Source organism: Nonomuraea deserti (assembly GCF_004348685.1).
Lineage (GTDB): Bacteria > Actinomycetota > Actinomycetes > Streptosporangiales > Streptosporangiaceae > Nonomuraea > Nonomuraea deserti.
In genome coordinates, this window is sequence record NZ_SMKO01000188.1 from 1 (window position 1) to 21,582 (window position 21,582).

General features: G+C 71.1%; 20 protein-coding genes. 9 read left to right on the forward strand and 11 right to left on the reverse strand.

Annotated elements, in window-relative coordinates; all coding sequences use genetic code 11:
* The 4 genes from E1292_RS40900 to E1292_RS40915 form a co-directional block, all read left to right on the forward strand.
* Positions 1 to 1,135: S1C family serine protease (locus tag E1292_RS40900; protein ID WP_132604407.1), on the forward strand; the 1,135-nt coding region annotated here is incomplete at its 5' end.
* 118 nt (positions 1,136 to 1,253) lie between these two features.
* Entirely contained in the window at positions 1,254 to 1,904 is a 651-nt protein-coding gene (locus tag E1292_RS40905; RefSeq protein WP_132604410.1) for a GntR family transcriptional regulator, read from the forward strand.
* Positions 1,901 to 2,620 (forward strand): haloacid dehalogenase type II, encoded by a 720-nt coding sequence (locus E1292_RS40910; RefSeq protein ID WP_132604414.1) that lies wholly within the window; start codon positions 1,901 to 1,903, stop codon positions 2,618 to 2,620. The genes E1292_RS40905 and E1292_RS40910 overlap by 4 nt, the downstream gene beginning before the upstream one ends.
* A gap of 340 nt (positions 2,621 to 2,960) precedes the next feature.
* Positions 2,961 to 3,791 carry an ion transporter gene (locus E1292_RS40915; protein WP_246090680.1) on the forward strand — a complete coding sequence of 277 codons (831 nt, stop codon included), beginning with the start codon at positions 2,961 to 2,963 and terminating at the stop codon, positions 3,789 to 3,791.
* A gap of 22 nt (positions 3,792 to 3,813) precedes the next feature.
* Here E1292_RS40915 and E1292_RS40920 read toward each other — a convergent pair whose 3' ends face one another.
* Complete coding sequence (locus E1292_RS40920) at positions 3,814 to 4,911, reverse strand: alkene reductase (protein WP_132604417.1); 1,098 nt, start codon at positions 4,909 to 4,911, stop codon at positions 3,814 to 3,816.
* Between the two features lie 52 nt (positions 4,912 to 4,963).
* Here E1292_RS40920 and E1292_RS40925 point away from each other — a divergent pair, with 52 nt between their 5' ends.
* A complete protein-coding gene (locus E1292_RS40925; protein WP_132604420.1) occupies positions 4,964 to 5,323 on the forward strand; it encodes a MerR family transcriptional regulator in 360 nt (119 codons plus the stop codon).
* A 127-nt stretch (positions 5,324 to 5,450) separates the two neighbouring features.
* On the opposite strand, the gene E1292_RS40930 is transcribed toward E1292_RS40925, so the two are convergent.
* The gene (locus E1292_RS40930) at positions 5,451 to 6,380 is read right to left on the reverse strand and encodes a helix-turn-helix domain-containing protein (RefSeq protein WP_132604423.1); all 930 of its coding nucleotides are present in this window, start codon (positions 6,378 to 6,380) and stop codon (positions 5,451 to 5,453) included.
* A 93-nt stretch (positions 6,381 to 6,473) separates the two neighbouring features.
* On the opposite strand from E1292_RS40930, the gene E1292_RS40935 reads away from it, so the two are divergent.
* The gene (locus E1292_RS40935) at positions 6,474 to 6,785 is read left to right on the forward strand and encodes a cupin (protein ID WP_132604426.1); all 312 of its coding nucleotides are present in this window, start codon (positions 6,474 to 6,476) and stop codon (positions 6,783 to 6,785) included.
* Between the two features lie 297 nt (positions 6,786 to 7,082).
* Entirely contained in the window at positions 7,083 to 7,961 is an 879-nt protein-coding gene (locus E1292_RS40940; RefSeq protein WP_132604429.1) for a DUF4394 domain-containing protein, read from the forward strand.
* A gap of 87 nt (positions 7,962 to 8,048) precedes the next feature.
* Here E1292_RS40940 and E1292_RS40945 read toward each other — a convergent pair whose 3' ends face one another.
* The 3 genes from E1292_RS40945 to E1292_RS40955 form a co-directional block, all read right to left on the reverse strand.
* Positions 8,049 to 8,519 carry a TspO/MBR family protein gene (locus E1292_RS40945; protein WP_132604432.1) on the reverse strand — a complete coding sequence of 157 codons (471 nt, stop codon included), beginning with the start codon at positions 8,517 to 8,519 and terminating at the stop codon, positions 8,049 to 8,051.
* A 53-nt stretch (positions 8,520 to 8,572) separates the two neighbouring features.
* On the reverse strand, positions 8,573 to 9,970 hold the full coding sequence (locus E1292_RS40950) for an alpha/beta hydrolase (protein ID WP_165974997.1): 1,398 nt from the start codon (positions 9,968 to 9,970) through the stop codon (positions 8,573 to 8,575).
* Positions 9,971 to 10,113: 143 nt separating this feature from the next.
* Positions 10,114 to 10,782, reverse strand: coding sequence for a response regulator (locus tag E1292_RS40955; RefSeq protein WP_132604459.1), 669 nt, complete (start codon positions 10,780 to 10,782; stop codon positions 10,114 to 10,116).
* 115 nt (positions 10,783 to 10,897) lie between these two features.
* On the opposite strand from E1292_RS40955, the gene E1292_RS40960 reads away from it, so the two are divergent.
* Positions 10,898 to 12,151, forward strand: coding sequence for a sensor histidine kinase (locus E1292_RS40960; RefSeq protein WP_246090681.1), 1,254 nt, complete (start codon positions 10,898 to 10,900; stop codon positions 12,149 to 12,151).
* A gap of 175 nt (positions 12,152 to 12,326) precedes the next feature.
* Here E1292_RS40960 and E1292_RS40965 read toward each other — a convergent pair whose 3' ends face one another.
* The 5 genes from E1292_RS40965 to E1292_RS40990 form a co-directional block, all read right to left on the reverse strand.
* Positions 12,327 to 14,522, reverse strand: a complete 2,196-nt coding sequence (locus E1292_RS40965; RefSeq protein WP_132604438.1) for a rhamnogalacturonan lyase family protein — start codon at positions 14,520 to 14,522, stop codon at positions 12,327 to 12,329.
* Positions 14,523 to 14,697: 175 nt separating this feature from the next.
* A complete protein-coding gene (locus E1292_RS40970; protein ID WP_165974998.1) occupies positions 14,698 to 15,735 on the reverse strand; it encodes a LacI family DNA-binding transcriptional regulator in 1,038 nt (345 codons plus the stop codon).
* Between the two features lie 59 nt (positions 15,736 to 15,794).
* Positions 15,795 to 16,391 (reverse strand): TetR/AcrR family transcriptional regulator, encoded by a 597-nt coding sequence (locus tag E1292_RS40975; protein WP_132604444.1) that lies wholly within the window; start codon positions 16,389 to 16,391, stop codon positions 15,795 to 15,797.
* Entirely contained in the window at positions 16,382 to 18,517 is a 2,136-nt protein-coding gene (locus tag E1292_RS40980) for a molybdopterin-dependent oxidoreductase (RefSeq protein WP_132604447.1), read from the reverse strand. Before E1292_RS40980 ends, E1292_RS40975 begins: the two co-directional genes overlap by 10 nt.
* 715 nt (positions 18,518 to 19,232) lie before the next feature.
* Positions 19,233 to 19,820 (reverse strand): TetR/AcrR family transcriptional regulator, encoded by a 588-nt coding sequence (locus tag E1292_RS40990; protein ID WP_165974999.1) that lies wholly within the window; start codon positions 19,818 to 19,820, stop codon positions 19,233 to 19,235.
* 69 nt (positions 19,821 to 19,889) lie between these two features.
* On the opposite strand from E1292_RS40990, the gene E1292_RS40995 reads away from it, so the two are divergent.
* Positions 19,890 to 20,792, forward strand: coding sequence for a DMT family transporter (locus tag E1292_RS40995; RefSeq protein ID WP_132604450.1), 903 nt, complete (start codon positions 19,890 to 19,892; stop codon positions 20,790 to 20,792).
* A gap of 329 nt (positions 20,793 to 21,121) precedes the next feature.
* Here the strand turns inward: E1292_RS40995 and E1292_RS41005 are convergent.
* On the reverse strand, positions 21,122 to 21,582 hold a 461-nt coding region (locus E1292_RS41005; protein ID WP_132604453.1), incomplete at its 5' end, for a DUF2243 domain-containing protein.

Consider the following 21,582-nt stretch of genomic DNA (forward strand, 5'->3'; position numbering starts at 1 on the left):
GTTGTGTATAAGAGACAGCCCTCCTCCTCCCGCCCCGCAGCGGCGGACGGGGTTCGTCCTCACCGGCAAGGTGGCCGCGGGACTGGCGCTGGCGACGCTGGTCACCCTCGCGGGGGCGGCGCTCGGAGGCGGCGCCGTGGGCGCGCACCTGGCGGCGCTCGGCCGGCCGGCCCCGACCGCCACCGTCTCCGGCCCCAACCCGGTGTTCCGTACGGCTTCCGCCCCGTACACGGTCGCGCAGGTCGCCGAGCTGGTGCAGCCGTCGGTGGTGATGATCCAGGGGCAGAGCGCCGGAGGCTCCGGGGTGGTGCTGTCGGCGGACGGGCTGATCCTCACCAACAACCACGTCGTGGCCGGGCAGGATCGCCTGGCGGTGAAGTTCAGCGACGGCAGGACCGCCCAGGCCGGCGTGGTGGGCACCGACCCGGCCACCGACCTCGCCGTCATCCGCGCCGAAGGCGTGACCGGGCTGGCCAGAGCCACGCTGGGTGACAGCGACCAGCTCAAGGTCGGTGACGACGTCCTGGCCATCGGAAGCCCGCTCGGCCTCGACGGCACGGTGACGGCGGGCATCGTCAGCGCGCTGGACCGTACCGTGACCGCCGGGAACGGTCCGGACGAACGGCAGCCACCCCCGGGCATGGGCGGGCAGGAGCAGGAGAGCGGGACGACTACGCTCGGCGGCATGATCCAGACCGACGCGGCGATCAACCCAGGAAACTCCGGCGGCGCCCTGGTCAACGCCGCCGGCGAGCTGGTCGGCATCAACAGCGCTGTCGCTCCCGAAGGGGTCAACCTGGGCTTCGCCATCCCGGTGAACACCGCCAAGCAGGTATCCGAGCAGCTCATCAGCAAGGGCAAGGTGAGCCACGCGTACCTGGGAGTGAGCGTCACCGACGCGACGGGCCAGGTGGCCGGCGCGCTGATCCGGCAGGTGGTCCCGGGCAGCCCGGCCGACAAGGCGGGGCTGAAGCAGGGCGACCTTCTCACCAAGATCGGCGACACGCCGGTCACGGGCGGCGACACGGTCGTCGGGCAGGTCCGCGGCTTCACGGTCGGCCAGCGGGTGCAGATCACCTACCAGCGGGATGGCGAGCAGAACACCGTGACCGTCGTCATGGCGGAGAAGCAGTAACCGGGAAGCCGGCCCGGCGTGCGGCCGTGGCCGGCATCTCCATGCCGTCCTCCGGCCGGTCCGCAGGTGCGGGCCTTCCGCTTGCCTGACTCGCTGAATAGCTGTTATACAGTTAGCCATGTCGATTCACCCGGTCACCGTGGCGGACGCGGTCGCCGACCAGCTGCGCCGCCGGTTGTTGTCCGGCCACTACCGGGGCGGAGACCAACTGCGCGACACCGACCTGTCGCTGGAGTTCGGCGTGGCCCGTCCCACGGTGCGCGCAGCCGTGCAGACGCTGGTGGCGGAAGGGCTGCTCGACCGCGGGCGCGGACGCAGCGCGCAGGTCCGCTCGTTCACCGCCGAGGACGCGATCGACCTGGGCCGGCTGCGTCGCCCGATCGAGACGATCGCCGTCGAGATGATCATGTCGCAGGCCCGGCCGCTCACTGGCATCGCCTCGGCGGCGCAGGCGTTCGCCGCGCTGGGCGACGACGTCCCGTGGGACGTGGTCGCCGGCCATGACGTGGCGTTCCACCGGGCCGTTTTCGTGGCCGCGGGCTCGGCCCGTCTGCTGCGCACCTTCGACGAGCTCAGCGCCGAGCTGCGCCTGCTCATCGCTCAGCTGCGCCCGACCTACGACAGCGTCTCCGACCTGGCGCACGAGCACGAGCTGCTGCTCGAGGCGCTGCGCTCCGGCGACGTCCGGCAGGCCAAGGCCGCCTGGAACGCCCACTGCGACGACTCCGAACGTTTCTACCTCGACCTCATCCAGGAGCACGCACAGTGAACTTCAACGACTTCGACGCCCTCAGCTTCGACTGTTACGGAACCCTCATCGACTGGGAGGCCGGCATCGCGACCGTGCTGCGCCCGTGGGCCGAGGCGCACGGCCTGCGGATGACCGGCGAGCAGCTGCTGACGGCGTACTCGACGCACGAGGCGCAGGCCGAGGTCGACCACCCCGGCGACCTCTACCCGCGGATCCTCGCGCGGGCGATGCGTGGCCTGGGTGCGCAGCTCGGCGTGCCGGTCAGCGACGACGAGGCCGAGTCGCTGGCGGTCTCCGTGCCCGACTGGCCGGCGTTCCCCGACTCGAAGGAGGCGCTGGAGCGGCTCTCGCGGCGCTACCGGCTCATCATCCTGTCCAACGTCGACCGCGCCTCCTTCGCCGGCTCCAACAAGCGCCTCGGCACCACCTTCACCAGCATCCTCACCGCCGAGGACATCGGCTCCTACAAGCCCGATCCCCGCAACTTCGAGGCGCTGGCGCGCGAGGCCGAGCGGCTCGGAGTGGGCGAGGGCAAGCTACTGCACGTGGCGCAGAGCCTGTTCCACGACCACGTGCCGGCCAAGGCCGCGGGCCTCCCGACCGTGTGGATCAACCGCCGTCACGACAACGCGGGCTGGGGCGCGACGCCGGAGCCGCCGGCCGGCGTCACCCCGGACTGGACCTTCACGTCCATGCGCGCGTTCGCGGACGCGGTCGACGCCGGGAACGCCTGACGGCCCGGCCCTCGACGCGGTCAGGCGCCCGGCCGACCTCCGGGCCAGGCCGCGCGCCTCGTGTCAGGAGTCGTCGCACAACACCGCCAGGACCAGCGCCGTCACGCTCTCCTGGAAGGAACCGTGGCGGGAGACCCGCGGGTTGCGGGTCGTCCAGAATTCGCCGACCCCGTCCCGGCGATCCGCACGAACGAGCGCGCCACGGCCGTGAGCGCTTCCCGATCGACGCGGCACGGTCCAGGACGAGCATGCCGGTCGCTGCTCGGCACGTCCCACCTCGTACGATGATCGACGCCCTGGCGCCGACATCGGAGGCTGAACGTTGCTGGATCGAGAACGCGTGCGCGCCCTCCTCGCCCACCCGCGGTTCGAGCGGGCGATCATGGCGGTCATCGTGCTCAACGCGATCACGATCGGATGTGAGACCTCCTCCTTCGTGATGGGGTGGATCGGCGAGCCGCTCCACGTCGTGGACCGCGTGGTGGTGGGGGTGTTCGTCCTGGAGCTCACCGCCCGCCTCTACGCCCACCGGGGCGCGTTCTTCAAGGACCCGTGGAACTGGTTCGACGCCGCCATCGTGGGGATAGCGCTGGTGCCCGCCTCCGGGCCGGCCTCCGTGCTCCGCACCTTGCGGATCATGCGGGCACTGCGCCTGGTCACCGCGGTGCCCAGCATGCGCAGGGTCATCTCCGCGCTGATGGCCGCCATTCCCGGCATGGCCTCCATTCTCGGTCTGCTGATCATCATCATGTACGTGGCGGCGGTGATGGCCACCCAGTGGTTCGGGCGGACCGCGCCGGCGTACTTCGCCGAGATTCCGACCTCCCTGTTCACCCTGTTCCAGGTGATGACCGGGGAGGGCTGGCCGGACATCGCCGGCCAGATCATGGATGCGCACCCTTGGGCCTGGGTCTTCTTCGTGGCCTACATCCTGGTGTCCTCTTTCGTGGTGCTCAACCTGTTCATCGCGGTCGTCGTCAACGCCATGGACGACGAGAGCACCTCCGTGGAGGAGCAGCGCACCGACGACCGGCTCAGGGCGATCACGGAGGAGCTGGCGCGCCTGCACACCAAGCTGGACGCCCTTTCCCCGCGGGCCGAGAGCAGGGCCGGTGAGCAGGCGGACGGCTCCGAGGACGAGCCGTCGCCCAGCCTGTCGAACGCGGGCTGACCGGCGCTTCCTTCTCGCGGCGTCAGCAGAGCGTGAGGGTTTCGGCGTCCATGCGGGGATAGTCGGTGTATCCGGCGGCTCCGTGGGTGTACAGGCGGGCGGTGTCGATCGGCTGGAGCGGGGCGTTACGGGCGAAGCGGGCGGGCAGGTCGGGGTTGGCGATGAAGGCCCTGCCGTAGGAGATCAGGTCAGCGCGGCCGGAGGCGAGCGCGGCCTCACCTGCTTCCTTGCTGGTGGCGGGGCGGTTCTCACCGACGTTGGCGATGAGGGTCCCGTGCCAGCGGGGTCGCAGGTCGGCCAGAGCGGGATAGCGGTCGTCGTCGGTGAGGTGCAGGTAGGCCAGGCCGAGGCCGTCGATGCGGTCGATGAGGTCGCGATAGACGGGGCCGGGGTCGCACTCGACCATGCCGAACTGCGGGTTGCCCGGCGACAGGCGCAGCCCTGTACGGTGGGCGCCGATCGCGTCGGCCACGGCGGTGACGACCTCGATGGGGAAGCGGACACGGCCGCCCGGCGTGCCGGGGCCGTACTCGTCGTCCCGGAGGTTGGTGTTGTCGGCCAGGAACTGGTGGATCAGGTAGCTGTTGGCCCCGTGCAACTCGACCCCGTCGAATCCTGCTGCCATGGCGTTGCGGGCGGCGGTGACGTGGTCCTGGACGGCCTGCCGGATGTCCGCTCCGGTCATGGCACGGGGAGTGACGGGATCGGCCTTGCCGCCGTCCCGTACGTGGACCGGACCGGGTACGGGCACGGGGGACGGGCCGGAGGGGAGGTCGGCGGCCAGGCGGGACAGGGGGTGACCGTGCCGGCCGCCGTGCATGAGCTGGGCGAAGACGCGGCCGCCGGCCGCGTGCACGGCCTCGGTGACGGCGCGCCAGCCTCGCACGTGGTCGGGTGTCTCCAACCCCGGCATGCGCCATTCCGCCTGGCCGCGGGCACTGGGCCAGATGCCTTCCGTGACGATGAGACCGGCACTGGCTCGTTGCGCGTAATACTCGGCGACGATCGGCTGCGGGGTGCCGTCCTCATGGGCGCGGAAGCGCGTCATCGGGGCCATCACCATACGGTTGGGGAGCGTCAGACGGCCGAGACGGTAGGACTTGAGCAAGAGATCGGTCATGCCCTGTACGGTAAGAGTTGACACTGATGTCAGGTTCAACCCGAGGTGCGGCATGCGGATCGGTGAGCTGGCTCGGCAGACGGGCGTGAGCGAGCGGTCACTGCGTTACTACGAGAAGCAAGGGCTGCTGCAGGCGCAGCGCACGCCCGGCGGCCACCGCGAATATTGCGAGAGCGCCGTGGAGCGGGTCATCCGCATACAGGAGTTGTTCGCCGCCGGGTTGTGCAGCACCAAGATCGCGCAGTTGCTCCCGTGCCTGGGTGACGGCGAGGGCGGGCCGGGCCAGGTGGCCTCCCCGTGGCTGGCCGACCAGCTCACCAGGGAACGCGAGCGCATCGACCGCATGATCGGCGACCTCGTCCGTTCCCGGGAGGTCCTCGACGACGTCATCCGGGAGGCCTTCAAGAGCTGAGCGCGCGGGCGGCCCATGGGACCTCGTCCCCCTCGGCCGCCGGCGCCCTCGCGGTGCGCGAGGCGGTCGGCGGTCGGCGGTCGGCGATCGGCGATCGGCGATCGGCGATAGGCGATAGGAGCGTGGGTCAGCGCGGGCGGCGGCCGCGGTACGTACGGCGATAGGCGGTGGGAGTGGTGGACGCATCGCGCGACAGGTGTAGCCGGAGGTTGGCGGCCGTGCCGAGGCCTGAGCGCCGGGCCACCTCATCGACCGGCAGGTCGGTGCCCTCCAGCAGTCTGCGCGCTTCGAGGAGCCGCTGGGCGGCCAGCCAGCGCAGCGGGGTGGTGCCGGTCTCCGCGGCGAAGTGGCGGGCGAACGTTCGCGGCGCCAATCCCGCCCGGCGGGCGAGGTCGGCGACGGTGACGGGGTCGGCCAGGTGGTCCAGCGCCCAGGCGCACACCGCGGCCATGCCCTCGCCGCTGGGCGGCAGCGGTCGTTGCAGGAACTGGGCCTGACCGCCCTCACGGTGCGGCGCGACGACCAGACGCCGCGCGATCCGTATCGCGGCCTCCGGGCCGTGATCGGTGCGCACCAGGTGCAGGCACAGATCGATGCCCGCGGCGAATCCGGCGCTGGTCAGCACGTTCCCGTTGTCGGCGTACAGGGTGTCGGGGTCGACGTCGACAGCCGGGTAGCGGGCAGCGAGGTCGGCGGTGTCCATCCAATGGGTGGTCGCCCGCCGGCCGTCCAGCAACCCCGCTGCGGCCAGCGCGAAGGCACCCGTGCAGACCGAGACGATCCGGGCGCCCCGTGCGGAGGCGGCGCGCAGCGCGTCGAGCACCGGCGAGGAGGGCTCCACCAGCGGTGCGTAACCCGGCACCACGATCGTGTCGGCCGCGTCGAGAGCGTCGAGCCCCAGCGGTGCGTGGAGGTCGAAGCCCGTGGTCGAAGGAACGGACCCCGCCGATTCGGCGCAGACGGCGAAGGAGTACTCCGCACCGCCGAACACCTCCGCGGGGATGGTGAGGTCGAAGGCGACCACCTTCGGCAGGGCCAGACCCACAACACGGTGCATGGCAGGATTCTTACGTTAATAGGCGTTTCTGTCACTCGTCCCCGGTCCGCTGCTCGACAAGGATGACGATGCACATGAAGCCAGGGAGAAGCCATGTTGTTCCTCGACGCGTCCTCGTTCACCGCCGATCGCCCATGGGGCGCCTTCGACATCACCGAGCTCGACCACGCCACCGTCCGGCTGCACTGGACGGATGAGCCCTACGTCTGGCACGTGAACGACGGCCCGGAGGTCTTCGCCGTCATGGACGGCGCCGTCGACATGCACTACCGCCGCGACGGCCGGGAACACGTCGAGCGGCTCACCCCCGGCCGCATCTGCTACGCCGAACCGGGTGACGAACACGTCGCGCATCCCGCACCCATGGCACGCATCCTCGTCATCGAGCGCAAGGGCAGCATCTAGCCCGTCGAGGCGCTTGCCGCGCGCTGTGCACAGGCGGCTTCTCCCGCGAGCGAGCGGGAGGAGTCCCCACGTCCTCGCACCGATCGCCGACGCCGTACGGGCGAACTGCTATGGGTCCGGCGCCGCGGTTGCGCTTGATGACAAAGGCGGCCCCGCTCCTGGCAGGGCACTTTGACATTTGTCACGAGGACACGTCCGCCTGCTCCAGACAAGCTGTTGCTGCTTGCCAGCACGCCGGTGATGCAGGCGACAAAGGGCTGCCTGAAGGTGCCGGCACAACTCGATGGAGGAGCACCCATGCGAGGACGGATCACGAAAAGGGTCGCTTTACTGATCGCGTTCGCGGCAGCGGCGGCCATCGCTGTCGGGCCGGCGGGAATCAGCCAGGCGGCAAGCTCCCATTCAGCCACGGCCGCCTCGCTGCGGGCGTACGGGATCACCGATGACGGCCGGCTGATGGCCACGTTCACGACCGACAAGCCGGAAGAGCTCAACTGGGTCCGGCGGATCACCGGGCTGGTCACCGACACCTTCGTGATCGGGATCGACTTCCGCGTGCAGGACGGCAAGTTCTATGCCGTCGGCAACCACGGCGGCATCTACACGATCTCGCTCCCGACGGGCAACCAGGACGTGGTCGTCACGAAGGTCTCCCAGCTCAAGGTGGGGCTCAAGGGCACGGCGTTCGGCGTCGACTTCAACCCGGCCGCCGACCGGCTGCGCGTGATCAGCGACAACGGCCAGAACCTGCGGCACAACCTCAACGACGGCACGACGGTGTCGGACACCCCGTTGAGCAACGGCCCGGGCTCGCCGGCCGGCGGGGTCACCGCCGCCGCCTACACCAACAACGACCTCAACGGCGACACCGCGACCACGCTGTTCGACGTCAACACCTCGACCGCGCAGATCGTCATCCAGTCACCGGCCAACAACGGGCTGCTCGCCCCGACCGGCGCGCTCGGCATGCCCGTCGCCACGAACGCGGGCATCGACATCTACAGCGACCTGAGCAACGGCAAGACCGTCTCGAACTCGGCCTTCGCCACCCTCGTCGTGGACGGCGACGCGACGCTCAACACGGTCGACCTGCTCACCGGCGCCGCCACCCCCGTCGGCGACTACCCGTTCCCCCTGACCATCACCGACATCGCCGTCGCTCTCGACACCAACTGACCCGCCTCGTCCGCCTGCCGATGTGAGCCCGTGCCACCCTCCGCGCGGGCTCACCCGCGCTGTGCCCAGGACACCGCGGCGGCCGCCTCATCCGTCGCGGTTCCGGCGGGCGATGGCGGTGTTGAGGGCGGTGGCGAACACCGTCCATCCCGCGTAGGGCAGCAGGAACAGCCCTGCGCGGCGATCGGCTGACCATCCCCGCCGGACGAGCATCGCGTTGGACGCGTTGAGGACGAGGATCTCGGCGAGTGCCAGCCGCGGGTTACGCGCCCGGAAGAACAGGGCCGGCCATGCGGCGTTGAGCACCAGGTTGCCGGCCAGAGCGCTCCAGAATGCCCGGCTCTCCTCCTGGTCACCGCGGGAGAGGGCCCGCGCGCCCGCATAGGTGATGAGCACGTGCAGAGGGGTCCAGACCAGACCGAAGGCCTGTGGCGGCGGCTGCCACGACGGCTTCTTCAGCCGCTGATACCAGCTGGAGCGCGCGTCGGTGGCGAGCGCTCCCGCGACGGCCGTGGCGGTCACCGCGAGAGCCGTTCTCAGGAGAAGCTTCCCTTTCATCGCCGTCTCCTGCCCACGAGCGATACCAGCGCACATACCGGCCGCGACCCGGCTCAGGCGGGACACACGTGGCCCGATGCTGGACGATCGCCGGTGCGCAGGTAGCGGTGCACGATGTCGCGCACGCAGCGGTTGCCGGACAGGTAGACGGCGTGGTCGGAGTCGGCGTCGATCCAGGTCGCGCCAGGCAACTGCCCGGCCAGGAGCCGGCCGCCGGCAGGCGGAGTGGTGTTGTCCCGCAGCCCGCCCACGAGCAGCACGGGCGGCAGCCCTTGGGGAGCGATGGTGTGCGGCGGGAACGAGCCCTGGTGACGCAGCCCGACGCACCGGCCGTAGGACATCTTCGCCATCAGCCGGCCGACGCGCGGGTCGATCGCGTGCAGCCGGCGCTCGATCGTGGCCATTCCGGCCCAGCCCTGGGAGAACGGAAAGTCGGCGCACCACGCCAGGCCGTCAACGCGGATTCCCGTCGGAACGTCGGACGGCGTGATGTGGAGCTCGCTCGCATTGCCCGCGCGAGCCTTGGCCAGCGCCTGAGCGAACTGCGGCCACCTGGACGCCTTGGGCACGGAGAGGAACGCGTTGAGGCGCAGCTGCGTCGGGCCGACGGTCTTGCCCTGACCGGCGTCGGGGGCCGGCAGGGGGTCTCGACGCGCCTTCGCCATCAGCTGGTCCCACACCTCGCGGGCGTTGTGCGGGTGCAGCGCGCACGCGGAATCGGTCTCGCACCACTGGCCGAAGCGCTCGAACTTGTCGCGCGCGAGCTCGGCCATGGGCGCGAGGGCCCTCATGGGCGAGCGCGAGGTGTGGTCCTGCACGCTGTCGAGGTACATGCGGTGCACCTTGGTGGGGAAGAGTTCGGCGTAGGCCTTGCCGAACACCGTGCCGTAGGAGTTGCCGTAGTAGGTGAGCCTGCCCTCGCCGAGCGCCTTCCTGATCGCCTCCATGTCATGGGCGACCTGCCAGGAGTCCAGATTGTCTGCCAGCGGGCCCGCCGCCTTCCTGCAGGCGGCCTCCCACGTGCGGTTGTCCCGCACGAACCGGTCCCACGTCTGCTTGTCACCTGAGAACATCAAGGCGGTGTAGGCCGGCCCGGTGTCGCACGTGACACCGTCGCTGCCGCCTCGCCCCCGCGCGTCGAAGGCGATGACGTCGAACCACTGGGTCAGCTCCGCCAGCTCTTCTTTCTCCTTCCCCGGCAGATGCTCGGCCGTGGCCCCATCGGCTCCCAGGTTGACCAGCAGCGAGCCGACTCGCTGCGCGGAGTTTTGGGCCGGGAGTTTCGCCAAGCGGACGGTGGTGCGCTGGTCTCGCGGGCGGTGCCAGTCCACGGGCACCGAGAGGTCCGCGCACCGGATCTCCTTGTCTTCCGCGGCATCGCCGGTGCAGTCTCCCCAAGCGATCTTCTGCACGGGCATGGAGGCGGCCTGGGCGCCGGCCGGAACAGCCAAGCCTGTCGCCATGAGACACGCGGCGGCAACCCGCGCGATCGATCTCGTCATCATGCCGTCACCCTGGCACGGCCGGTCAGGCGGTCGCGTCGGCCCCAGGTCGAGCTTTTTCTCTAGGCCTCAGGGCGAATAACCGGCGGCTCTTACGACCTGGGTCGTACCTCGACCAGACCTGTCTCGTACGCGAGCACCACCGCCTGCACCCGGTCCCGCAGGTCGAGCTTGGTCAGGATCCGGCCCACGTGGGCTTTGACCGTCGCCTCGGCCACGTGGAGCCGGTCGGCGATCTCGGCGTTCGACAGGCCGCGAGCCACCAGCACGAGCACCTCACGCTCGCGTGCCGTCAGCACCTCGATCGAATCCGGCGTGCGCGGGTCGTCGTCGGTGACGAGCTGACCGGCGAATCGGTCGAGCAGCCGCCGTGTCGTGCTGGGCGCGACCACCGCGTTGCCGGAGTGCACGGCGCGGATCGCCGACAGCAAATCCGACGGTGAGACCTCCTTGAGCATGAAGCCGCTGGCTCCGGCCTTGAGCGCCGCGTAGGCGTACTCGTCCAGGTCGAAGGTCGTCAGGATCAGCACGCGCGGCCCTCCGGCCACCGCGCGGATGCGGCGGGTCGTCTCCACGCCGTCCAGGCGCGGCATGCGGATGTCCACCAGAACGACGTCGGCCGCGACGGTTCGCAGCAGCTCCAGGGCGGTTTCGCCGTCGCCGGCCTCGCCGACGACCTCGATGTCCTGCTCCACGTCGAGGACCATGCGGAAACCCGCCCGCACCAGCTCCTGGTCATCGACCAGTACGACGCGGACCATCGTGCGCTGCTCCCCTTCCTGGGACGTGCGGGCGGCTACGGTGGGGCACATCCGCAAATGTCCGGATGTGCGTTGACGGCGACCGACAGCCGGACCGACTTCCTACACTGCGGGTGTGTCTAACGTAATGGTGACGTGGGCGCGGACGCATCCTCGTGTGGTCGACGGTGCCGTGGCCGCGGCGGTGTTCGTGATCAACGTGCCCGTGCAGGCCGCGTACGTCCCCGGGCACCTGCCGCGCTACCCGGTCGCGCTGCTGGTCTCCGCGGGCCTGTGCCTGCCGTACGTCTACCGCCGAGACCGCCCGGTTGCGAGTTTCGCGGCGACGGCCCTCGTGTCCCTCGCCCAGTGGGGGCTCGGAGTGATCCCGGCGTGGGCCAACGTCATGCTCTTCGCCGGGCTCTACACCGTCGCCGCCAGCCATGACCGGCGCGTGTCGGTCGCCGCGGCGGCAGTCGTCGAGCTCGGTGCCGTCCTCGCCGCACTGCGGTGGGGAGGCCATCCACTCGAGATGGCCTTCCAGGTGTTCACCGCCACGATCTTCATCGTGTCGGTGTGGATGTGGGGCCACACCATCGGCACGCGCCGCGCCTACGTGGCGGGACTGCGGGAGCGCGCCGAGCAACTCGAGCGGGACCGGGACAACCAGGCGCGGATCGCCGCCGCCGCGGAGCGCGCCAGGATCGCGCGGGAGATGCACGACATCGTCTCGCACAGCCTCAGCCTCATCGTCGTGCAGGCCAACGGGGCGGCACACTGCATGCACAGCCGGCCCGAATCCGCGCAGCGAGCACTGACGGCGATCAGCGACATCGGCCAGAACGCGCTGGCCGAGATGCGGCACATGCTGGAGGTGCTGCGGGACGGCACGCCGGACCGCGACCCCTACGCGCCGCAGCCGGGCCTGGCACAACTCCAGCGGCTGGTCGAGGACGTGCGGCGCTCAGGGCTGCCCGTCAAGCTCACCGTGCACGGCGAGCCGCGCGACCTGCCGAGCGGCATCGACCTCGCGGCGTACCGCACCGTGCAGGAAGCGCTGACTAACACGCGAAAGCACGCAGGTTCAGCTGTGAACACGGCGCAGGTGTGGTTGCGCTATGGGGATGACGCGCTCGAACTCCGCATCACCGACGACGGCCGCGGCGTGACCGCGCCGTCCGAGCAGTCCTCCGCCGGCGGGCACGGGCTCGTGGGCATCAGGGAGCGCGTCGCCGCCTACGGCGGGTCCGTCCGCTGTGGCCCGGCGGCCGGCGGCGGTTTCGAGGTCGTCGTCACACTCCCCGCCCAGGCCGGTACGCCGTACGTCCACGCCGGCTCCGGTCGCGTCGCGCGGTCGTCCGCCGACGTGACGAACCCGCCGACGACCTGACGACCGCGGTGAACGGATCATGCGCGGTACGGGTGCTCAGCCTGCGGTCACCCGCGCCGGCGCGGCGGCTTGTGTGACCTTCCCGGGGCCCGTCCGGGAAGGTCACGACGTCTGCCCTCAGCGCACAGGAGACACCTGCGCGCCCGCGGCGGCCGGAGCCGCACGCGGTGTGCGGTCAGCGCACGTAGACGTTGGGCCGGGGCGGGGTGCTCATGGCGTCGCCGATGAAGAAGCTCGGGTGCGGCGGCTGGTTGTAGGCGGTGTTCTGCCAGGCGAGGGCCACGCGGTACTGCGGGTCGTGCAGCAGGGTGTGGATCCTGGTGGTGGTCGCGTGGGGTGTGGCGTAGACGCGCAGGGCACGGTTGTCGGTGGTGGGCCAGATGACCTCCTCGCGCCAGTCGCCGAGGATGTCGCCCGACAGGGACGGGGTGGCCTTGGTGCCGTTGTTGCTGCGGACGCCGGAGGCGGTCAGCAGGCGGGTCTCGCCGCCGGTGCCGTACTTGTCGATCCTGGTCTGGTCCAGCAGCTCACGCACCGGGTCGGCGTCCCACCAGGCCAGGAAGTTGGCCGAGGACGGCTGGCGGCCGACGACCGTGCCCGAGGTGTCGCGCAGCCCGTTCTGCCCCGCCCCCGCGGCCCAGGACTCGGCGCCGGGGCTGCCGGCGTAGACGTCGGCGGACACGCCGCGCCCGGGCCCCTCGCCGTCGGAGCCCGAACCGGTGCCGGTCCGCCACAACACCTGTCCGGTACGGGCGTCCACCATGTACAGGCCAGGCCGGTCGGCCGACTCGGAGATCTTCACGTACTCCTGGCCCGCGCGGCCGGGATCGAGGTCGCCCAGGTGGGCGGCGTCACCGTGGCCCCAGCCGACGTTCCACAGGCGGCCGCCGTCGTCGTCGACGGCGGCGGCGCCGTAGACGATCTCGTCGCGGCCGTCGGCGTCCACGTCGCCGACGGTGAGGCTGTGGTTGCCCTGGCCGGCGTACGAGCCGTTGCCGGAGGCGTTGCTGTCGAACGTCCAGCGCTTGACGAGCCGGCCGTCGCGGAAGTCCCAGGCGGCGATCACGGCGCGGGTGTAGTAGCCGCGGGCCATGATGAGGCTGGGCCGCTGCCCGTCCAGGTACGCGGTGCCGGCCAGGAAGCGGTCCACCCGGTTGCCGTAGGAGTCGCCCCAGGAGGAGACGTTGCCGCGGGGCGGGTCGTAGTTCACCGTGGACAGCGCCGCGCCGGTCCGGCCGTCGAACATGGTGAGGTACTCGGGCCCGGACAGGACGTAGCCGGAGGAGTTGCGGTGGTCGGCGCTCGCGTCGCCGATGACGGTGCCGCGCCCGTCGACGGTGCCGTCGGCGGTCTTCATGGCGACCTCGGCCCTGCCGTCGCCGTCGTAGTCGTAGACCTGGAACTGCGTGTAGTGGGCGCCTGCCCGGATGTTGCGGCCCAGGTTGACGCGCCACAGGCGGGTGCCGTCCAGCTTGATCCCGTCGATGTAGACGACGTCGGTGGTGCCGGACTGGGAGTTGTCCTTGGCGTTGTCGGCCTCCCACTTCAGCACCAGGTCGAGGCGGCCGTCGCCGTCCAGGTCGCCGACGCCGGCGTCGTTGGCGTGGTGGCCGCCGGGCGGGGAGATGGGCACGTCGAGGTAGCCGTTGGCGAAACGGAGCGAGGGTTCGGAGGGCGGGCCCTCGGCGCCGCCGGCCGGGCGGACCGTGTAGGAGGCGTCCGACGCCGCCCCGGAGTCCAGGTAGTTGGTGGAGTCGGTGACGGTCGCGACGCGCGTACCGCCTCGATAGACGGTGAAGGAGGTGTCGCGGGGCTCGGTGCCCAGCAACCGCCAGGAGACCAGGTTGCCGCCGCCGGAGCGGACGCTGATCAGGCCGCGGTCGAGGTCTTCCGCCTGTTTGGCGTCCGCGGGGACCGTCGGCGTGACCGTGGGGGTCGGCTCGCCGGGGTCGCCGGTGCAGGTGGCGCCGTTGAGCGCGAACGAGGCGGGCGCCGGGTTTTCGGAGCCGTTCCACGAGGCGTTGAAGCCGAACGTCGTGCTGCCGCCCTGCGGGATCGCGGCGTTGTAGCCCGCGTCCTCGGCCCTGACGGCGGAGCCGTTCTGCGTGGCGGTCGCGTTCCACGCCTGGGTGATCCGCTGGCCGGCGGTGAACGACCAGTCGAGGTGCCAGCCGTTGACGGGTTCGCCCACGTTCCTGATGGTCACGTTGCCGGTGAACCCGCCGGACCACTGGGTGGCGACGGCGTAGTCGACCTCGCAGGCCACCGCGGCGGCGGCCGGTGATTGCAGGCCCGCGGCGGCCACGGCGACCAGGCAGACGGTGCTGCCGAGCGTCGTGAGGAGCAGCGCTGGACGGGATAAACGTTTCATTGAACGTCCAATCGATGTACGGGTCCCGAGGAGGTGCCGAGCGCCCACACGGTAAGAAGGCCCTGACCAGAGTGTCAACGAGACACCGCCGTCCACGCAGCGGGCGATTGTTACCTTTCAGGTCAGCAGCGGAAAGCGTCTTCCATGGGCCTGAAACTTTCGGAACCGGAACGGATCAGCGGCAGGGCGGCGCGGTGGACTCGCGAACGACCAGCCGCGGCCGGTAGACCAGCTTCTGATGACGGTGACCCGGCCGGGTCTCGTCCAGCAGCAGCTCCGCCGCGACCCGGCCCAGCTCGCGCTTCGGCTGCCACACGGTGGTCAGCGACGGCGCCAGTTGCGCGGCGAACGCCACGTCGTCGTACCCCACCACCGACATCTCCCCCGGCACCACGATCCCCCGCTCCTTCAAGCCGCCGATCACGCCGAGCGCCGCGGTGTCGTTGAGGCAGATGATCGCGGTGGGCGGATCCGCCGCGCCCAGGACGTCCTCCAGCGCCGCCGCGGCGGTCACCGTGATGTCGGGCGACGGCACGCGGACGTCCAGCACGCCCCGGCCGGGGTCGAGGCCGGCCTTCACGAACGCCGTACGCACCCCGGCGTGGCGCTCGACGGTCTGCTGCACCTCGATCGACGCGCTGAGCAGGGCGATCCGCCGATGCCCCAGCGTGATCAGGTGTGCCGCGACCTGCTCACCACCCCACTGGTTGTCCATCGACACCGAGCACAGCCGGCCGTCGGACCTGTGGTCGAGCAGCACCACCGGGACACCGCGCCCGGCCAGGGAGACCAGCGGGTCCAGGTCGGCCTCGACCGGGGTGATGAGCACCCCGCGCACGCGCTGCTTCTCCAGCTCCTGCAGGTAGTGCCGCTCCCGCCCCGGCTGCAGGTCGGTGCTGCAGGTCATGAGCATGCAACCGTCCTGGAGCAGCCGGTCCTCCACCCCGCGGCACACCTCGGTGAAGAACGGGCCGGCGATGTCCAGCGTCACCGCGCCGACCAGCGGGCTGGGCATCCCCCGTAACCGCCTGGCGGCGTTGTCGGGCAGGTAGCCCATGCGTTCCATCGCCGCGTGCACGCGCCGGCGCGTCTCCTCGGCGACGAGCTCGGGACTGTTGAGGACGTTGCTCACCGTCGTCGGCGAGACCCCGGCCTCTCGCGCGACCTGGCGCATGCCGGGGCGGCGTGGCTCGGTCGAGGCGTCCCCACTCACCGCAGCACCATATCCGGCCCGCGGGCGCGAGCACGATGACGTGCCCGCCGCACACGCCTTCAGCCGGGGCCGCGTTCGCGTTCCCGATCGGTCAGGGGAACGCTGCGCATGATCGTCTCTGCGGCGTAACGCACCCATGCGCCGCCGTCCGCGGGGGCCGGGCGGACAAGGGCGTCGAACAGCACGCCGTCGAGCTGGGCCACCAGCATGCGCGCCGCGTCGCCGGCACCGGGCACCCCAGCTGCCCGCATGCCGTCAGCGGCCATGCGGAGGAACACCTCGCTCGCGGCGTCAAGATCGGCCCGGAGCATCGCGTAGGCTGCGGCGTCGAGATAGAGCTCCATCCTCGCCCTGGTCCGCGTCCTGGCCGGGCCCAGCCAGTGCTCCAGCAGGCCGACCAGGGCGGCCGTGGCCCGTTCCCTGTTGTGCCACGCGTGGGGAGGGATCCGGACGATCGTGGCCTCGTCCAGCTCCCGCATGCGGTCCACCACCCCGTCGAGCAGCGCGAGCCGGGTGCGGAAGCAACTGCTCGCGCTCCCTGGCGGCAACGCGGCCCGGGCGTCGACCGCGCGGTGGGTCAGGCCCCGCATGCCCTGCTCGGCGATCACCTCGATGGCCGCATCCGCGGCGCGCTGCCTGCGCGTCCTCACCGGCATCGCTCCACGGTGACCGGCACCCCGTTGAGCACCGCCGTGCCGCTGACCTGGTCGAGGCCGGCAGGGTCGGTGAGGGCGTTGACGCTGGAGCCGGGCAGCCGCCGGGCGACCGACAGCCGGACCCCCGGCAGGGCGTGACCGTACCCGTGCGGCAGGCTCACCGTGCCCGGCATCATGTCCTGGCTGGCGCTCGCCTCCACCGTCACCTCGCCGGCGGCCGAACGCACGCTCACGAGGTCGCCCTCCCCCAGGCCGCGGGCCGCCATGTCGTCGGGATGCATCAGCAGATGGTGACGTGCCCTGCCCTTCACCAGGCGGCCGGAGTTGTGCATCCACGAGTTGTTACCTCGCAACTGCCTGCGGCCGATCAGCAGCAGGCCGCCCAACCCAGGCGGCTCCAGCAGCGGGCCGCCCGGCTCGGGCGGCTCCAGCAGTTCCGCGACCGCTTCCCCGGCCGCCGCGACCAGGGACGGCGGTGCGGCGCGCACGCGCCTGCGCGGTGTCCGCAGCCGTCGGGGCAGGCTGGGCCGCAACTCACCGAAGTCCGCCCCATGAGGGCTGCGCCGCAACCGCTCCAGCGACAGACGGTACGGGCCGGTCCGCAGACCCAGGTCCACGATGCGCTCCGGCGGCATCCTCAACATGAGCGCGGCACGCCAGGGGCGGCACCCGACCGACCGGCCGTACCTGCGTCCCAGCTCGCGGAAGATCTCCCAGTCGTGGCGGGCGCCGGGCGGCTTGGGGAAGACCGCCGGCACGTAGCGGGCGGTGTCGCGGACGGCCAGCATGTGGAAGATCAGATCGTAGTGATCGCGTTCCAGCGGTTCCGTCGGCGGGAGGATCACGTCCGCGTGCCGCGTGGTCTCGTTGACGTAGAAGTCGACGCAGGCCATGAAGTCAAGACCGGCGAGCGCCTCGTCCAGCGCCGGCCCGCCCGGCGTGGACAGCACCGGGTTCCCCGCCACCGTGAGCAGGCCGCGTACCTGACCGGGCCCCGGCGTGCGGATCTCCTCCGCGAGCGCGGCCACCGGCAGTTCGCCGCCGAACTCGGGCAGCCCCCGCACCCGGCTGCGCCACCTGCCCTGGTGGCCGGGGTCGATCTGCCGCGTCCTGATCGGATCGACGGCGGGCCTGGTGAGCAGCGTGCCGCCGGGCCGGTCGAGGTTGCCCGTGACGATGTTGAGCAGCTGGATGCCCCACTGGCACAGCGTGCCGAAGCGCTGCGTGGACACGCCCATCCTGCCGTAGCACGCGGCCGCCGGCGCGGTCGCGAACTCCCTCGCCACCCTCCGGACCGTGCCGGGCTCGACCCCGGCGGCGGCCTCGGCCCGCTCGGGCTCGAAGGGCGCCACAACGTCGCGCACCTCGTCGAGGCCGTCGATGTACGCGGCGGGGCGCGCCAGGCCTTCCTCCAGGATGACCCGCACCATGGCCAGGATGAGCGCCGCGTCGGTCCCCGGCCGGACGAAATGGTGCTCGGCGCCCAGCCTGGCGGTCTCGGTCCTCCGCGGATCGAAGAGCACCATCGTGCCGCCCCGCGCCAGCAGTGCCCGGATCCTGCGCCCCATCCCCGGCGCCGTCATCAGGCTGCCGTTGGAGACGGCCGGGTTAGCGCCGAAGACCAGGAAGTACGCGGTGCGATCGACATCGGGGACCGGCAGCAGCCACTGGTTGCCGTAGAGCAGCCGGGCGACCACCTGATGGGGAAGCTGGTCGACCGAGCTCGCGGAGAACCGGTTGCGCGTCCCGAGCAGGTCGGCGAACGCGGGAGCGTGCGTCATCGCGCCGAGGCTGTGCGTCACCGGATTGCCCAGGTAGACCGCGACCGAGTCAGCGCCGTGCCGCCGCCGGAGCCGCGCGAAGCGCTCGGCGACCAGGTCGAACGCCTCCTCCCACGAGATGTCCCGCCAGCCGTCCTCGGTGCGCCGGACGGGCGAGCGCAGCCTGTCGGGGTCGTCGCGGAGGTCGGCCAGGGCGAGCGCCTTGGGGCAGATGTGCCCGGCCGACAGGGGGTCGTCCTCGTCGCCTCGGATGTCGACGATCCGGTCGGCGGACGTGGTGACGCGCAGACCGCACATCGCCTCGCACAACGTGCACCTGCCGAGCCGGGTGATGGCCTCTGTCATGACACCAGTTGTAGCACCAGCTTGCTACAGGTGTAGCAACCACCCCTGGACCGCTCGCACGGGTACGGGTGGCCGGGCTCGAAGCCGTCAGTACGGCTGGCCGGGCTGGAGGCCCTCGACGGCACCGCGTCGTCGACGTGGATCCTGGACGCGACGCGCTGGGAGCAGCTAGGCGGCCTCCCACACGAAGCCGTCCGGATCGGTGAAGGGCCCGGCGTCGGACGTAGAACCGCTTGCTCGCGGCCACGTCCGTGACGCCCAGCTGCAGCACGATCTCGTCGATCTGCCGGGTGGCCGGGCCGGTGTCCTTCTTCGACGAGGACGCGACCGTCCAGAGTGTCCCGTCCGGCGCCTGCACCACGCCGCCGTAACCCCACAGCGACTTCGCGGCCGGCTGCAACGCCGTGGCGCGGGCGCCGAGGGCGGCGTCGATGAGCGCGTTGACGGTGGCCGGCTGGGACACGATGAGCGACAGCGTGAACCCGCGGAACCCGGTCGCCGGTGCGGCCGGGGACCGCAGCCGCACCTGAATGCCCAGATCGAAGGCTGTGGCGTAGAAGTGATCCGCGGCCGCGGGGTCGGCCACCTCAAAGGTGACGCATTCGATGGAAGCCATGACCGTCACGCTAGGTGCGGCCCTCTGACCCGCGCTTCTCGATTCCTGACCGCTTGTCACGCCGGGACAGGGCTCGTTCCGAACGCGCGCTCATGAGCCTCACGTGGCGGCGAGCAGAGCGTGTGCCTGTTCGCGGGCATGGCCGATGGGGTCGGCGTAGATGTTCAGGCCCTGGGCGACGAGCGCTCCTTCGTGGAGCAGCATGAGCGTCCTGCCCAGGTGACCGGCCCGCTCCGGGATGATGTCCCTGGCGAGGTCGGTGAACAGGGTGAGCATCCACTGCTTCTGCCCCGTGATGATCGGGTAGGCCGGATGGGCCGGATCGCTGATCTCGGCATGGGCGTTGACCATGCTGCACCCCTTGTGGCTGTGCTGCGCGGCCCACTCACGTGAGGCGTCGAAGACGGCCAGGACGCGCGCCGCCGGCGCCGCCGGCGCGGCGTCCAGGTGGCCGGCGAGGAAGGCCCGCCAGCGTTCGTCGCGATCCGCGAGGTACTCCACGACGATCTGTTCCTTGCAGCCGAACCGGTCGTAGAGGGTCTTCTTCGTCACCCCGGCCTCGGCGGCGATCAGATCCACCCCGACGGCATGGATGCCGCGCTCGTAGAACAGCCTCGCGGCGGCCTCCAGGACGCGCCGCGCGGCGGGCGTCATCGTGATGCGTTGGAGCCTGTCCTCGCTGCCCATGGCACTGATTATACCGATCTGTATAGTGAAGGGGTAGGTATACAGATCGGTATAGTTAAGGACGCCGTCGTGAATCTCCTGCTCTCGATCGCCTTCGTGCTCTGCTGGAGCTCCGGCTTCATCGGCGCCAAGCTCGGCGTGGGCACCGCCTCCGCGGTCACGATCCTGATGTGGCGCTTCCTGCCCCTGGCCGTCGTCCTGATGGTCGTCGCCGCCCTCTCACGAACGTCGTGGAGAGGCCTCACGGTGCGGGACGTCGCCCGGCAGGCCATGATCGGCGTGCTCTCGCAGAGCGGCTACCTGCTCACCGTCTACTATGCGATCGAGCTCGGGGTCTCCAGCGGCACCACGGCTCTGATCGACGGCGTCCAGCCGCTCGTCGCCGGAGCACTCGCCGGACCGTTGCTGCATCAACACGTCGCGCGCAAGCAGTGGCTCGGCCTGTTCCTGGGAGTGGGCGGCGTCACCATGGTCACCCTGGCCGATGCCGCGTCCGGCGCCGGCGCGGCCTGGTGGGCCTATCTCATCCCGCTCCTCGGCATGTTCTCGCTGGTGGCGGCCACGCTGCTGCATGGCCGCTCCCGTACGCAGATCGCCCCCGCGGTGTCGATGACCGTTCACTGCGCCACCAGCGCGGTCATCTTCACCGCGCTGGCCGTGAGCGCGGGAGCCGCACGGCCGCCCGCCGAGCCCTCGTTCTGGATCGCGATCACGTGGCTGGTGACCTTGTCCACCTTCGGCGGGTACGGACTGTACTGGCTCATCCTGAGGCGCTCCGGAGTCACCAAGGTCAACACGCTCATGTTCCTCATGGCCCCGGTCACGGCAGTGTGGGGAGCCCTCATGTTCCGTGAGCCCTTCCACGTGCAGACCGCTCTCGGACTGGCCGTCTGCCTGGCCGCTGTCGTCATCGTCTATCGCGGCGATGTCTCGCCCGCCCGCGTGCGCTCGCTCGAGTCGAGCAGGTCATGAATCGGCGGGGTGCGCGCCCAGGACCACTCATGGATCCGGTACGGTCACCGGCCGTCAGCGCGCCCGGCCGTCCCCATCCGCGGTGTTCGGTGCGGCGCGCCCCGCGGTGGGGTCGCCGGCCGGCCGCGAGAGCCACGGCCAGCAGCAGCTCGGCGAGGTCGCCGCCGTAGTACATGATCTCGGCCGCGCCGCGCCGTTGCTCCGCCGGCACCGGCACGTGGACCGCCGCGTGCAGCCGCGCGCGCCCGCGAGCACCAGGTATCCGGCGGCCACCAGCAGGACGACCACCGGCAGGCACGGTGCCGCGTGCGCGTGGCCGTCATGGTCCATCACGGCACCGGCTCGTCACCGTGGCACAGGTCGAGCGCTCCGCCGGTACGTTGCAGCAGCCAGCCGGCGAGCACGAGGAACGCGCCGAGGATGAGGAAGCCCAGATCCCACCAGAGCTGGTACGGGCCCGTGCGCACATGGTGGATGCCCAGCAGGTGGTGGTCGATCAGACCCTCCACCAGGTTGAACAGGCCCCAGCCGACGAGGATCCACCCCCACAGCACCCGCGAGCGCCACACCCGCCCGCGGGAGCCGGTGACGCGGGAGTAGAGCAGGCCGAGCCCGACCAGCACCGCCAGCCAGGTGACGGTGTGGAACAGCCCGTCCCACAGCGTGTTCATCCGCAGGCCCGGCACGGTGTCGATCGGGTAGTGGCGCACGCCGGCGCGGTCGGTGTCGGTGCTGCTCAGCATGTGGTGCCACTGCAGGAGCTGGTGCAGCAGGATGCCGTCCACGAACC

Coding starts and splice junctions, on each gene's coding strand:
- E1292_RS40980 (WP_132604447.1), bottom strand. CDS start 18,517: ATGACAGAGGCCATCACCCGGCTCGGCAGGTGCACGTTGTGCGAGGCG.
- E1292_RS40925 (WP_132604420.1), top strand. CDS start 4,964: ATGCGGATCGGTGAGCTGGCTCGGCAGACGGGCGTGAGCGAGCGGTCA.
- E1292_RS40955 (WP_132604459.1), bottom strand. CDS start 10,782: ATGGTCCGCGTCGTACTGGTCGATGACCAGGAGCTGGTGCGGGCGGGT.
- E1292_RS40930 (WP_132604423.1), bottom strand. CDS start 6,380: ATGCACCGTGTTGTGGGTCTGGCCCTGCCGAAGGTGGTCGCCTTCGAC.
- E1292_RS40935 (WP_132604426.1), top strand. CDS start 6,474: ATGTTGTTCCTCGACGCGTCCTCGTTCACCGCCGATCGCCCATGGGGC.
- E1292_RS40945 (WP_132604432.1), bottom strand. CDS start 8,519: ATGAAAGGGAAGCTTCTCCTGAGAACGGCTCTCGCGGTGACCGCCACG.
- E1292_RS40965 (WP_132604438.1), bottom strand. CDS start 14,522: ATGAAACGTTTATCCCGTCCAGCGCTGCTCCTCACGACGCTCGGCAGC.
- E1292_RS40990 (WP_165974999.1), bottom strand. CDS start 19,820: ATGGGCAGCGAGGACAGGCTCCAACGCATCACGATGACGCCCGCCGCG.
- E1292_RS40940 (WP_132604429.1), top strand. CDS start 7,083: ATGCGAGGACGGATCACGAAAAGGGTCGCTTTACTGATCGCGTTCGCG.
- E1292_RS40905 (WP_132604410.1), top strand. CDS start 1,254: ATGTCGATTCACCCGGTCACCGTGGCGGACGCGGTCGCCGACCAGCTG.
- E1292_RS40920 (WP_132604417.1), bottom strand. CDS start 4,911: ATGACCGATCTCTTGCTCAAGTCCTACCGTCTCGGCCGTCTGACGCTC.
- E1292_RS40975 (WP_132604444.1), bottom strand. CDS start 16,391: ATGCCGGTGAGGACGCGCAGGCAGCGCGCCGCGGATGCGGCCATCGAG.